This is a genomic window from Bradyrhizobium sp. TM233 (assembly GCF_036247965.1).
GTDB lineage: Bacteria > Pseudomonadota > Alphaproteobacteria > Rhizobiales > Xanthobacteraceae > Bradyrhizobium > Bradyrhizobium ottawaense.
In genome coordinates, this window is the sequence record NZ_BTIG01000001.1 from 590,556 (window position 1) to 604,106 (window position 13,551).

Sequence of the window (13,551 nt, forward strand, 5' to 3'; positions counted from 1 at the left end):
GCATGAACATGCAGGTCCTCGCCCTCGCATTCCTTGCCACCGCGGCGGTCGGCGGTATCGCCTGGGTCTTCCTCTATCCGCTGCTGTCCGGGGAACGAAAGGCCGAGAGCCGCCGCGCCTCGATCTCGCGCGCCGAGGCGCCCACGGTCCGCCAGGCCGAGAAGTCCCAGCGCTCGCGCCGCGAGCAGGTCGAGACCACGCTGAAGGATCTCGAGGCTCGACGCCTGCAGGAGAAGAGCGCTCCGCTCCCCGTCCGCCTGTCACAGGCGGGGCTCGATTGGACACCGCAGAAATTCTGGATCGTCTCCGCCGCCGTAGCGGGCGCGTTCTTCGCGGCCGCTCTGTTCGCCGGCGGCGGCCTGATCGGTGCTGCCGGCCTCGCCTTTGCCGGCGGTTTCGGCCTGCCGCGTTGGGCGCTGGGCTTCCTCAAGAAGCGTCGCGAGGCCAAGTTCCTGGCGGCGCTGCCCGATGCGGTCGACGTCATCGTCCGCGGCATCAAGGCGGGCCTGCCCTTGTTCGAGTCGATCAAGGTCGTCGCGGCCGATGCGCCCGATCCGCTGCGCGGCGAGTTTCTGGCAATCATCGAGACCCAGGCGATCGGCATGCCCCTCGGCGAGGCCTGCTCGCGGCTCTATGATCGCATGCCGTTGCCGGAGGCCAACTTCTTCGGCATCGTCATCTCGATCCAGCAGAAATCGGGCGGCAACCTCTCCGAAGCGCTCGGCAACCTCTCCAAGGTGCTGCGCGATCGCAAGAAGATGAGGGAAAAGATCCAGGCCATGTCGATGGAAGCCAAGGCCTCGGCCGGCATCATCGGCTCGCTGCCGCCGATCGTGATGTTCCTCGTCTACCTCACGACGCCACACTACATCTCGGTGCTGTGGACCCATCCCACCGGCCAGCTCATGCTGGTCGGCTGCGTCGTCTGGATGGCGGTCGGCATCATGGTGATGAAGAAGATGATCAACTTCGATTTCTGACGGTGCAGTATGGTCCAGTTTCTCGTTGCGAAACTACATGACGTCCACTTCATGACCATGATGCTGGCGGCCATTGCCGCCAGCGCCACCGTCTATACGCTGGTAATGCCCCTGTTCGCCGGCGAGGGCCTCTCCAAGCGCATGAAGGCGGTGGCGAGCGAGCGCGAGCGCATCCGGCAGCGCGAGCGCGAGCGCCTTCACAAGAACGAGAAGGTCACGCTGCGCCAGACACCGAAGCAGCTCGTCTCCAAGGTCGTCGAGGACTTCAACCTCACCAAATGGCTCGCGCAGGAGGCCGCGCGCGACAAACTGATCATGGCGGGTTACCGCGGTCAGGCGCCCTACATCACCTTCTTGTTTGCCCGCATGGTCGCGCCGCTGGTGCTCTTCGTCGGCTCGGTCGTCTACGTTTTCGTGATCGCGCATATGGAGCAGGCCATGCCGATCAAGATCGGCATCTGCATCGGCGCCGCCTATCTCGGCCTTCAGGCGCCGATGCTGTTCCTCAGGAACGCGATCTCCAAGCGCCAGCTCTCGATCAAGCGCGCCTTTCCCGATGCGCTCGACCTGCTCCTGATCTGCATCGAATCCGGCATGTCGGTCGAGATGGCGTTCCGGAAAGTCGCCACCGAGATCGTGGGACAGTCGATCGCGCTGTCGGAGGAGTTCACGCTGACCACCGCCGAATTATCCTATCTGCAGGATCGCAAGGTCGCCTACGAGAACCTGGCGCGGCGCACCGGGCTCGAAGGCGTCAAGTCGGTGTGTCTCGCGCTTCAGCAGGCGGAGCGTTACGGCACCCCGCTCGGACATTCCCTGCGCGTCATGGCGCAGGAAAATCGCGACATGCGCATGAACGAGGCCGAAAAGAAGGCTGCCGCCCTGCCGCCGAAGCTGACGGTGCCGATGATCCTGTTCTTCCTGCCCGTGCTGTTCGTCGTCATTCTCGGACCGACCGGCATCAAGATCTCCGAGATGCAATGACGCAAGACGCGGGCCGCATGCGGTTCGCGGACGGCTTTCAGGATGAGACGATAGAAGAGACGATCAGCTCCGATCAGTCGGGCTGACTGAGCGAGGCGACCGGCGTCCGCTTCGGTGCGCCGCGGGGAGCGTCGCTGCGGCTGAGCATCTCCTTGAGATAGGCGACATTGGCCGCGGCCTGATCCGGTGGCAGATCTGCCTTCACGATGGTCTCGGCTTCGGCGAAGCGGCCCTGCAGACCGACGACAAGGCCGAGATTCTGCCGCACCCGGATGCTCGCACGCGGCGAGGCGTAGGCCTGCCGCAGCGCCTCTTCGGCCTTCGGAAGGTCTCTCGACAACATGTAGGACAGGCCGAGATTGGAGAGCACGCCGGGATCACCCGGTGCGATCTTGAGCGCGCTCGCGTAGTAGGAACGCGCTTCCTCGTGACGGCCCATCTGGTCCAGCGCGGTGCCCTGCACCGAGAGCAGGCGCCAGTCCGGATTGTCAGGCGAATGCGCTTTCGAAAGCACATCGTAGGCCTGCTGGAAATTGCCGTTGTCGGCGAGGGCGCGGCCGTATTGGGCGAGCAGCGCCTTGTTGCCGGGATTGGCGATGGTCGCCTGCTCGAGCACGGCGGCGGCCTGGGCGCGCTGACCGTTGGCGCGCAACGCCTGACCGTAGGCGAGCGCGGCATCGGCGTCCTTGGGATTGGCGCGGTAGCGCTCGCCATAGACCTCGACGGCGCGCACCGGATCTGCGGGCGCGCGATCGGTGGGACCAGCCTCCGCCCGTGGCCCGACCGAACCCGTCACGTCGGAGAGTTTCGACATGGCCGTGCAGCCGCCGAGGCCCATGGCCACCGCCGCGACCAGCGAGGTGGACGCAAGAAGCCGGGCAAGACTGAACCGTAGACGCATGACGCTTTGACTCTCGAGCCGATTGATCGAGCCGAACGCGCCAGCAATAGACTGTTAACCCTAACGGCCCGTTAACACCGCTCCCGGGCCGCGCCGGTCACGGTGGCGTCTGCGGCGGCGCCTCGCCGCCGAGGCCCAGATCGAGGCCGAACGCCCTCACCTGCCGGTCCAGCTGCCGCAGCAAAGGTGTAGAGCGCAATTGCCAAATCCTGTTCGGCGTCGTCGACGGTTTGTCTCGCCCGATCAATATTCGATGGCAAGCCGCTTGCGGATTTCGTCGACGCGCCTGTCGAGCGCATCGAACCGCGCGTGGACGGAGCGGTCATGGAGATAGAAGACGTAGCCGCCGGCAAGGAACGCGAAGATCCAATGGTGGTGCTCGACATAGCCGAAAATCGCCTCGATGGCCTCGCCAATGAATGTGACCACGCTCCACACAAATTCCATTGCATTTCCTCCCGGCGCGCTTTGTCGTCGGTCGCCTGATCTCCAACTCTGGCGACCGTTGCCGGAACCTAGCATGGCCCCCTTGCCGCGAGTAGCGGCTCGCTGAACGGTGGCAGCAAAGCCGATTGCAGCGGCGGCGAAACTCTGCGAAGTCTCATCCGTTCGCATGACCCGTTTGATCTGACGATCCGGACCCGCCAATGCCTTCTGTCTTCGAGACGTCACCCGCCGCCATCCCGATCTCCTTCGTCACCAAATCGAGCTGGGACCAGGTCGCCGAGGCGCTGCCGCCGTCGCAGCGCGCGTTCGCCACGGCATGCGCCTTTGCCGCCAAGCCGGGCGCCTATCTGGCGCTGCCGGCGCCCGACGGCGCAATCGCACAGGTGCTGTTCGGCCTCGAGGACGAGGGTGCAAGATCGCGCGACCTGTTCCGGCCCGGCGCCCTGCCCGGCCTGCTGCCGCCGGGCATCTATCGCTTTGCCAATGCCCCCCACGATGCGCGGCTGGCGGCCCTCGCCTTTGCGATGGGGCGCTACCGCTTCGCGCGCTACCGCAAGGCGGACAGGCCCGACGTCCGGCTGGTGCCGCCTGATGGCATCGATACGGCCGAGATCGAGCGGATCGCCGATGCCGCGATGCTCGCGCGCGACCTCATCAACACGCCGTCCAACGACATGGGACCGGAAGAGCTCGCCGCAGCCGCGCAAGACCTCGCCGCGGAGTTCGGTGCAAGCTTCGCCTGCACCGTCGGCGAGGAGCTGGAGAAGAATTTCCCGCTGATCCACGCCGTCGGCATGGCCTCCAGCCGTGCGCCGCGGCTGATCGACATCGGTTGGGGCGATCCTGATCATCCCAAGGTGACGCTGGTCGGCAAGGGCGTCTGCTTCGACACCGGCGGGCTCGACCTGAAGCCGTCGAGCGGCATGCTGATCATGAAGAAGGACATGGGCGGCGCCGCCAACGTGCTGGCGCTGGCGCGCATGGTGATGGATGCGAAGCTGAAGGTGCGGCTGCGCGTGCTGATTCCGGCGGTGGAGAACGCGGTCGCCGGCAACGCGTTCCGCCCGCTCGACATCTTCACCTCGCGCAAGGGCATCACGGTGGAAATCGGCAATACGGATGCGGAGGGCCGGCTGGTGCTCGCCGACGCACTGGCACTGGCTGATGAGGAAAAGCCCGATCTGCTGATCGATCTGGGCACGCTGACCGGCGCCGCGCGTGTCGCGCTGGGACCGGATTTGCCGCCGTTTTACACCAATGATGAGACCCTTGCCGCTGATGTCGCGCGCTGCGCGGTGCAGGAGAACGATCCGTTGTGGCGCATGCCGCTGTGGCCGCCTTACGATTCCTGGCTGGACTCCAAGACGGCCACCATCACCAACGCACCATCAGGCGGCTTTGCCGGCTCGATCACTTGCGCGCTGTTCCTGCAACGCTTCGTCGAGCAGGCCAGAAGCTGGCTGCATGTCGACATCTACGGCTGGACGCCGTCCGCAAAGCCCGCGCGTCCCGAGGGCGGCGAGTGCCAGGCCGCGCGCGCCATCTACAAAGTGCTGGGCGAGCGCTATGCATGATCCAGAATACGATCCGAGGCTGACGCCGGCGCGGGGCGACCTCGCCGCGAAATATCTCGAAGGCAAGGTCGAGGCGGATCGCTTCGTCACCGGCGAGGAATTCGAGGTGGTTGATCCGGTCGCGCCGGTGCGGGAGCAACCATCGTCGGGCGCGATGCTGATGACGGAGGCGCTGCGCGGCGAACGCGTCACGGTCTACGACCGCAACGGCGAGGGCTGGGCGTGGGGCCAGCTCAATGGCGACGGCTATGTCGGTTGGCTGCCGGATGCGGCGCTGGTGAAACCCTCGGCCACGCCGACCCACGTGGTCAGCGCGCTGCGGACGTTCGCTTTCCCCGGTCCCTCGATCAAGCTGCCGCCGGCCGACACGCTCGTGATGGGATCCAGGCTCGCCGTAGCACGCGAGGACGGCAGCTTCGCCGTGACGCGCGACGGCCATTACCTGCCGAAGACGCATCTCGCCCCGCTAGATTACCGCGAGCCGGATTTCGTCGCAGTCGCCGACCGCTTCGTCGGCACGCCCTATCTCTGGGGCGGCAAGAGCAGTCTCGGCATCGATTGCTCCGGCCTCGTCCAGGTCTCGCTGACATCGGCGGGGATCGGCTGCCCGCGCGACAGCGACATGCAGCTGGCCGGTCTCGGCCGCGCCCTGGAGCCGCATCAGCGAAGCAGCTTGCTGCGCGGCGATCTGATCTTCTGGAAGGGCCACGTCGCCATCGTCCGCGATGGCAGCACCATGGTTCACGCCAACGCGCATCACATGGCGACCGTGGTCGAACCGATCGAGCCGGCGATCGCGCGGATCAGGCAGGCCGGCAGCGAGGTCGTCGCGATCAAGCGGTTATGACGGGGCTTACGTCGCCACCGAGCCGTTGCCCGCCGTCTCCAGCCGGAACGCTGCCGCGAACAGCGCGCGCGTGTAGTCGGTCTTCGGAGACTTGAACAGCTCGGCGGCCTGTCCCTCTTCGACCACCTTGCCGCCGCGCATCACGATCAGGTGGCTCGCAAGCGATGCGACGACGCGCAAATCGTGCGAGATGAACATGTAGGTGAGCTCGCGCTTGCGCTGGAGCTCGCGCAACAAATCGACCATCTGCGCCTGGAACAGCATGTCGAGCGCGCTGGTCGGCTCGTCCAGCACGACGAAATCCGGCTCCAGCACCACCGCCCGCGCGATGCTGATGCGCTGGCGCTGGCCGCCGGAGAATTCGTGGGGATAGCGGTAGCGGGTGTCGGGCTTCAGCCCGACGTCTTCCAGCGCCTTGACGACGCGCGCCTCGCGTTCTTCCCGTGACAGCTTCGGCTGATGCACGGAGAGACCTTCGGCGATGATGTCGGCGACCGACATGCGCGGCGAGAGCGAGCCGAACGGGTCCTGGAACACGATCTGCATGTCGCGCCGGAACGGCCGCATCTCCTTGAAGCGCAGGCCCTGGATGTCGTTCCCCAGGAACACGATGCGCCCGTTCGAGGAGATCAGCCGCAGCAGCGCCAGCCCCAGCGTGGTCTTGCCCGAGCCTGACTCGCCGACGACGCCGAGCGTCTCGCCCTTGCGCACGGCGATGCTGACGCCGTCGACGGCCTTGATGTGGCCGACCGTCTTGCGCATCAGGCCGCGCTTGATCGGAAACCAGACCTTCAGGTCGTCGGCGGACATCACCACCGGCGCATCCGGCTGCGGCGGCGCCGGATCGGGCTTCGGCTCGGCCGCGAGCAGGTCGCGCGTATAGGGATGCTTGGGGGTCCTGAAGACCTGCTCGACCGGCCCCTGCTCGACGATCTCGCCGCTCTTCATGACGCAGACGTGGTCGGCGATGCGGCGCACGATGCCGAGATCGTGGGTGATGAAGAGCAGGCTCATGCCGAGCCGCGAGCGGATCTCGGCAAGCAGCGCCAGGATCTGCGCCTGCACGGTGACGTCGAGCGCGGTGGTCGGCTCGTCCGCGATCAACAGGTCCGGCTCGTTGGCGAGCGCCATCGCGATCATCACGCGCTGGCGCTGACCGCCGGAGAGCTGATGCGGATAGCTGTTCAGCCGCGTCTCCGGCTCGGGGATGCCGACCTGCGTCAAAAGCTCCAGCGTTCGCCTGCGCGCCTCGGCATTGCTGGTCGGATTGTGCAGCTGGATGATCTCGCCGATCTGCGCCTCGATCGTGTGCAGCGGATTGAGCGAGGTCATCGGCTCCTGGAAGATGATGGAGATATCGCTGCCGCGAATCTCCCGCATCTGCTGCTCGGAGCGGTCGATCAGCTCCTGCCCCTTGAAGCGGATGCTGCCCGAGGGGTGCGAGGCGTTCGGATAGGGCAAGAGTTTGAGGATCGAGAGCGCGCTGACGGACTTGCCGGAGCCGGATTCGCCGACCAGCGCCAGGCATTCGCCGCGCTTGATCTGGAACGAGACCTTGTCGACCGCGAGCGTCGTGGCGCCGCCCTGGTGGAAGGCGACCGAAAGGTCGCGAACGGCAAGCAGGGGCTGGTTGATCGCATCCATCGGCTTACCTGAACGTCTTGCGCGGATCGAAGGCGTCGCGCACGGCTTCGCCGATGAAGATCAGGAGCGACAGCATACTCGCGACCGAGAAGAAGCCGGAGAAACCAAGCCAGGGGGCCTGCACATTGGCCTTGGCCTGCGACAGCAATTCGCCGAGCGACGGCGATCCCGGCGGCAGGCCGAAGCCCAGGAAATCGAGCGCCGTCAGCGTCATCACCGAACTCGACACGATGAAGGGCAGGAACGTCATAGTCGCGACCATCGCGTTCGGCAGCAGGTGGCGGAACATGATGACGGGGTTGGAGACGCCGAGCGCCCGCGCCGCCTGGATGTATTCGAAGTTGCGTCCGCGCAGGAACTCGGCCCGCACCAGACCGACCAGCGAGACCCAGGAGAACAGCAGGAGGATGCCGAGCAGCACGAAGAAGCCGGGCACGAGCACCGAGGACAGGATCAGGAGAAGATAGAGCGAGGGAATCGCCGTCCAGATCTCGATGAAGCGCTGGAAGATGAGATCGACCCGCCCGCCGAAATATCCCTGCACCGCTCCTGCTGCAATGCCGATAACGGACGAGACGATCGTGAGGCAAAGGCCGAACAGCACCGAGATGCGGAAACCGTAAATCAGCCGCGCGACCACGTCGCGCCCCTGATCGTCCGTCCCGAGCCAGTTGTATTCGAGGTCCCGGCAGCTCTTCAGCCCCTTCTTCTCCACCACCGGCTTGCATTGCGCTTCGGTCAGCATCCAGGTCGGCTTCGACGGCGCCGGCGTGGGCAGGTCGAGATTGTGGGTGTCGTAGGAGTAGCGGATCAGCGGCCAGACGATGGTGCCGTTCTTGTCCTTGATCAGCTTCTGCAAATAGGGATCGCGATAGTCGGCCGCGGTTTCGAAGTCGCCGCCGAAGGTGGTTTCCGAATAGGTCACGAAAGCGGGCCAATAGAGCCGGCCGTCGAACTTGATCAGGAAGGGCCGATCGTTGGCGATCAGCTCCGCGAACAGCGAGACCACGAACAGGATGATGAAGATCCAGAACGACCAGTAGCCGCGGCGGTTGGCCTTGAAGTTCTGCCACCGCCGCCTGTTGAGCGGCGAAGGCGCGAAGGGCTTGCGCGTGATCGGAACGACCTCACCCAGCGGGGACTGGGTCGTGGTCTCGATCGGCGTCGGCGCGGTAATCGTCATCAGACCTCCCGCGCCTCGAAATCGATCCGTGGGTCGATCCACATATAGGTCAGGTCGGAGACCAGATTGATCACGAGGCCGACCAGCGAAAAGATGTAGAGCGTGCCGAACACCACGGGATAGTCGCGATTGAGCACGCTCTCGAAGCTGAGCAGCCCGAGCCCGTCCAGCGAGAAGATGGTCTCGATCAGAAGCGAGCCCGAAAAGAAGGCGTGAATGAACGTCCCGGGGAAGCCCGCGATCACGATCAGCATCGCATTGCGGAAGACGTGGCCGTAAAGCACCCGGCCCTCGCTGCAACCCTTGGCGCGCGCGGTCATGACGTACTGCTTGCGGATCTCGTCCAGGAACGAGTTCTTCGTCAGGAACGTCATGGTGGTGAAGGCACCGAGCCCCATGGCGATCAGCGGCAGCGTCAGATGCCAGAAATAGTCGATGATCTTCCAGTACCAGGGAAATTGCGACCAGCCGTCGGAGGTCAGTCCGCGCAGCGGGAACCAGTTGAAGAAGGAGCCGCCGGCGAACAGGATGATGAGCAGGATCGCGAACAGGAAGCCGGGGATGGCATAGCCCAGCACGAGAATGGTCGATGTCCAGGTGTCGAAGCGCGTGCCGTCCTTCACCGCCTTGCGGATGCCGAGCGGGATCGAGATCAGATAGGTGATCAATGTCAGCCAGATGCCGAGCGAGATCGAGACCGGTAGCTTCTCCTTGATCAGTTGCAGAACGCTGACGTCGCGGAAATAGCTCTTGCCGAAATCGAAGCGGGCAAAGTTCCAAACCATCAGCGCGAAGCGTTCCGGCGCCGGCTTGTCGAATCCGAACTGGGCCTCGAGCTTCTTGATGAAGTCGGGATCAAGGCCCTGCGCGCCGCGATATTTCGAGTTGATGGCATCGCCGCCGGCGCCCAACTGTCCCGGCGCGCGCTGCGCAAAATCGCTGCCGCCCGAAATGCGCGAGGTGCCGCCGGTGTCGGCGCCCGAGAGCTGTGCGATCACGCGTTCGACCGGTCCGCCCGGCGCGAACTGCACCACGATGAAGGAGACGAAGAGAATTCCGAGCAGCGTCGGGATCATCAGCAGGATGCGGCGGGCGATATAGGCGCTCATGATTATTTCGCCTGCTCGAGCTTGGCCGCCTTGGCGCGGTCGGACCACCAGATGTCGGGAGCGCCGACGCCGTTGGCGTAGCGCGGCAGCTTTTGGGAATGGCTGAACTGATCCCAGTACGCGAGCCGGTGCGTCTTGTTATACCATTGCGGCACCCAATAGCGGCCGGCGCGGAACAAGCGGTCAAAGGCACGGCAGGCGATGGTCAATTCCTCGCGGCTCTCGGCTGCCATGATCTTCTCGATCATGGCGTCGATCGCCGGGCTGGCGACGCCCGCGAGATTGTAGGAGCCCTTGGTTGCCGCGACTTGCGACGAGAAGAACGCCCGCATGGCATCGCCGGGCGTTGCCGACATGCTGAAGCGCTGGATCGTCATGTCGAAGTCGAAATCCTCCACGCGTGCGCGATATTGCACGGCATCGACGAGGCGGAGGCTCGCCTCGATGCCGAGCGTGCCCAGATTCTTGATATACGGCGCGTGATGCGGCTGGAGCGAGGGCTCCTCCGCCAGGAATTCAATCTTGAACACCTCTCCGCTCGGCAGCATTCGCTTGCCATCCTTGATCGGAAAGCCGGCCTCGCTGAGCAGCTGCTGCGACTTGCGCAAGAGCGCGCGGTCCTGCCCCGATCCGTCGGACACCGGCGGCTCGAAGGGCGCAGCGAACACCTCGTCGGGAACCTGACCACGGAATCGCTCGAGCAGCTTCAGCTCTTCCGGCGACGGAGGTCCGTTGCTCGCCATGAGATCGGAGTTCTGGAACGGCGACACCGTACGGGCATAGGCGCCGTACATGATGGTCTTGTTGGTCCACTCGAAGTCGAAAGCGTCGATCAGGGCCTCGCGTACGCGGGGATCTCTGAATTTCTCGCGCCGGGTGTTGATGAACCAGCCCTGCGCGCCGGACGGCGTGTCGTCGGGCACGATCTCGAGCTTGACGCGGCCATCCTTCACGGCCGCGAAGTCGTATCGCGTCGCCCAGATGCGCGAGGTGAACTCTTCCCGGTAGAGATAGTTCTTGCCGGTAAATCCTTCGAAAGCGACGTCGCGGTCGCGATAGAACTCATAGCGCACGACATCGAAATTATAGGTACCGCGGCAGGGCGGCAGATCGGCAGCCCACCAGTCCTTCACCCGCTCATACTCGATGTAGCGATTGACCTCGAACCTGCCGACCTTGTACGGACCCGAGCCCAACGGAATATCCAGAGACGATTCTTCGAACGGGCGAGACGCGTAATACGCCTTCGAGAAGATCGGCAGGCTCGCGGCATAGAGCGGCACGTCGCGCGCCCGGCCCTTGGCAAAGGTAACGACGAGCGTTGCATCGTCGACCGCTTCCGCGCTGACCATGTCGCGCAATTGCACGATGATCAGCGGATGGCCCTTGGTCTTCAGCGCCGTCAGCGAAAACGCCGCATCATGCGCGGTGAGCTTGGTGCCGTCGTGGAATTTCGCCTCCGGCCGCATCGTGAAGCGGTAGACCAGCTTGTCCGGCGATATCTGCACGGATCTGGCGGCAAGCCCGTACATCGCATCAGGCTCGTCGTTCGCGCGCACCATCAGCGGCGCGAAGGTCATGTCCATGCCTTGCGCGCCGTCGCCCTTCAGGATGAAGGCGTTGAGCGAGTTGAAGGTCTGGTAGGATTGGTTGTAGGCGCGCACCGACGGAATGAGCGAGAACGTGCCGCCCTTCGGGGCATCGAGATTGACGTAGTCGAAATGGTGGAAGTCGGCGGGATATTTGAGATCGCCGAAGGCCGAGATGCCGTGCGCCTCAACCCCGGCTTCCGATGCATGCGCGCCACGCAGCAGCTGCGCATTCAGGGACGCACCGACGGCGCCGCCGACACCCAAGGCCAGCACGCGGCGGCGTGACATCTGCGTCATGCGGGGAATGTCCTTCACGACTTCTTTGCGATCCGCGCCGCCTTGTCTGCGTCGTACCACCAGATGAAGGGGAAGCCGGACTGACCGTATTTGGGCATTTCCGTCGGCCGGCCGAAGCGGTCCCAGCGCGCGGTGCGCACCTTCGTATAGGTCCACTGCGGCACGACGTAATGATTCCACAGCAGCACGCGGTCGAGCGCCTTGGTCGCGGCGACGAGATCGTCGCGATCCCTGGCGTAGATCACCCGCTCGATCAGCTTGTCGATTGCCGGATTCTTGATGCCGCCAATGTTGCGCGAGCCGGCGATGTCAGCCGTCTTGGACGACCAGAATTCGCGCTGCTCGTTGCCCGGCGACTGCGACTCGCCCCACGAGTTGGTGACGACATCGAAATCCCACTCGCGCGTCCTGTTCTCGTATTGGGTCGGATCGACCGTCCGCACGCTGACGGCGATGCCGAGCCGCTCCAGCGACGGCTTGTAGAACAGGGTGATCCGCTCGAAGCTCGGATCCGAGTTCAGCAGTTCCAGGGTGAACTGGGCGCCGGTTTTGACGTCGGTCAGCTTGCGGTCGCGCACCTCGTAGCCGGCCTCCTTGAACAGGCGCAGCGCCTCGCGCAAATTATCGCGCACGGCTTCCGGACTGCCGCCGACCGGATTGGTGTAGGCCGTGGTGAAGACTTCGGGCGGGACCTGGGTGCGAACGGTCTCGAGGATCTCGAGCTCCTTGCCCTGCGGCAAGCCGGTTGCCATGAGCTCGTCGATGCCGTCGAAATAGCTGCTGATGCGCTTGTACTGGCCGTAGAAGATCTGCTTGTTCATCTCCTCGAAGTCGAACGCATAGTTGAGCGCACGCCGCACGCGGGGGTCGCTGAACTTGGCGCGGCGCAGGTTCGGCACGAACGCTTGCATCACGCCCGAGCTGCGATTGGCGAACTCCTCGAGGATCACGCGCTTTTCGCTCACGGCCGGGAAGTCGTAGGCGGTCGCCCAGTTCTTCGCGCTGTTCTCGGTGCGCCAATCGACCTGGTCGGCCTTGAAGGCCTCGATCGCGACGGTGGCGTCGCGGAAATATTCGTAACGCAGCTCGTCGAAATTGTTGCGGCCGACATTGGAGGCGAGGTCGCGGCCCCAATAGTCCTTGACGCGCTCCAGCGCGATCGACCGTCCTGCAACGAATTCCTTGACCCTGTAGGGGCCGCAACCAAGCGGCACTTCGAGCGTGGTGGCGGAGACATCGCGCTTGCGGCCTTGCGCGTCGGTCCCCTCCCACCAATGCTTCGGCAGGACCGTGAGTTGCCCCACGATCTGCGGCAGCTCGCGGTTGCCCGGCGCGTCGAATACGAACTTCACCTCGCGCTCGCCGAGCTTCTCGGCCTTCACCACATGGCTGTAATAGGCCGAGTACATCGGGTGGTGCTTCTTGAAGGCATCGAGCGAGAAGATCACGTCATCTGCGGTGACAGGCTTGCCGTCGTGCCATTTGGCCTGCGACCGCAAGCGGTAGGTGACGAACGAAAAATCGTCCGGATGGCTGACGGCCTCGGCCAGCGCGCCGTATTCGGTCGAGACTTCGTCGAGCGAGGGCGTCGTGAGGGATTCGTAGATGAATGCCACGGCACCTGCGACCTGCCCCTTCACGCCCGACACGACGATGTTGAAATTGTCGAAGGTGCCGACCGCGATCTGGCGCGCAACGCCGCCTTTGGGCGCTTCCGGATTGACGTAGTCGAAGCGCTTGAAGTCGGCGGGGTACTTGACCTTTCCGAACAGCGACAACGCGTGGCGCCACGGTAGCTCATTCGCCGATTGCGCCTCGGCACTGCCGACGACGGAAAGGCCCGCTACGGAACCGAGGGCGGGGAGCGCTGCGGCCGCAGTGCCGGTGAGCAGGAGATCGCGTCGGGTAATGGCCAAATCAATAGTCCTGTCTTGAAGGAGGCTACTCCTTTAAGGTCCCAATATAGGCGAGGTTTCGACCGAATATGTTGCTT

Annotated in this window: 11 protein-coding genes; 4 read left to right on the forward strand and 7 right to left on the reverse strand. The window is 64.5% G+C overall.

What is annotated here, in order from left to right:
- The first annotated feature begins 2 nt into the window (after positions 1-2).
- Positions 3-980 carry a type II secretion system F family protein gene (locus AABA86_RS02840; protein ID WP_212245561.1) on the forward strand — a complete coding sequence of 326 codons (978 nt, stop codon included), beginning with the start codon at positions 3-5 and terminating at the stop codon, positions 978-980.
- A gap of 9 nt (positions 981-989) precedes the next feature.
- Positions 990-1,964 (forward strand): type II secretion system F family protein, encoded by a 975-nt coding sequence (locus tag AABA86_RS02845; protein WP_212245563.1) that lies wholly within the window; start codon positions 990-992, stop codon positions 1,962-1,964.
- 73 nt (positions 1,965-2,037) lie between these two features.
- Here AABA86_RS02845 and AABA86_RS02850 read toward each other — a convergent pair whose 3' ends face one another.
- Positions 2,038-2,865 carry a tetratricopeptide repeat protein gene (locus tag AABA86_RS02850; protein WP_212245565.1) on the reverse strand — a complete coding sequence of 276 codons (828 nt, stop codon included), beginning with the start codon at positions 2,863-2,865 and terminating at the stop codon, positions 2,038-2,040.
- A 243-nt stretch (positions 2,866-3,108) separates the two neighbouring features.
- Positions 3,109-3,312: a hypothetical protein gene (locus AABA86_RS02855; RefSeq protein WP_018318792.1), complete on the reverse strand. Its 204-nt coding sequence runs from the start codon at positions 3,310-3,312 to the stop codon at positions 3,109-3,111.
- 200 nt (positions 3,313-3,512) lie between these two features.
- Between AABA86_RS02855 and AABA86_RS02860 the strand changes: the two genes are divergently transcribed.
- Both AABA86_RS02860 and AABA86_RS02865 read left to right on the forward strand, forming a co-directional pair.
- A complete protein-coding gene (locus AABA86_RS02860) occupies positions 3,513-4,886 on the forward strand; it encodes a leucyl aminopeptidase family protein (RefSeq protein ID WP_212245567.1) in 1,374 nt (457 codons plus the stop codon).
- Entirely contained in the window at positions 4,879-5,733 is an 855-nt protein-coding gene (locus tag AABA86_RS02865; RefSeq protein WP_338305661.1) for a C40 family peptidase, read from the forward strand. The genes AABA86_RS02860 and AABA86_RS02865 overlap by 8 nt, the downstream gene beginning before the upstream one ends.
- A gap of 6 nt (positions 5,734-5,739) precedes the next feature.
- On the opposite strand, the gene AABA86_RS02870 is transcribed toward AABA86_RS02865, so the two are convergent.
- Genes AABA86_RS02870 through AABA86_RS02890 form a run of 5 tightly spaced genes read right to left on the reverse strand, consistent with a single transcriptional unit; the run spans position 5,740 to position 13,474 of the window.
- Positions 5,740-7,377, reverse strand: coding sequence for an ABC transporter ATP-binding protein (locus AABA86_RS02870; RefSeq protein ID WP_338305662.1), 1,638 nt, complete (start codon positions 7,375-7,377; stop codon positions 5,740-5,742).
- A gap of 4 nt (positions 7,378-7,381) precedes the next feature.
- The gene (locus tag AABA86_RS02875; protein ID WP_028142112.1) at positions 7,382-8,560 is read right to left on the reverse strand and encodes an ABC transporter permease; all 1,179 of its coding nucleotides are present in this window, start codon (positions 8,558-8,560) and stop codon (positions 7,382-7,384) included.
- Positions 8,560-9,669, reverse strand: coding sequence for a microcin C ABC transporter permease YejB (locus tag AABA86_RS02880; RefSeq protein ID WP_212245573.1), 1,110 nt, complete (start codon positions 9,667-9,669; stop codon positions 8,560-8,562). The genes AABA86_RS02875 and AABA86_RS02880 overlap by 1 nt, the downstream gene beginning before the upstream one ends.
- 2 nt (positions 9,670-9,671) lie before the next feature.
- Positions 9,672-11,558: an extracellular solute-binding protein gene (locus AABA86_RS02885; RefSeq protein ID WP_338305663.1), complete on the reverse strand. Its 1,887-nt coding sequence runs from the start codon at positions 11,556-11,558 to the stop codon at positions 9,672-9,674.
- A gap of 14 nt (positions 11,559-11,572) precedes the next feature.
- Complete coding sequence (locus AABA86_RS02890; RefSeq protein ID WP_338305664.1) at positions 11,573-13,474, reverse strand: extracellular solute-binding protein; 1,902 nt, start codon at positions 13,472-13,474, stop codon at positions 11,573-11,575.
- Positions 13,475-13,551 lie beyond the last annotated feature (77 nt).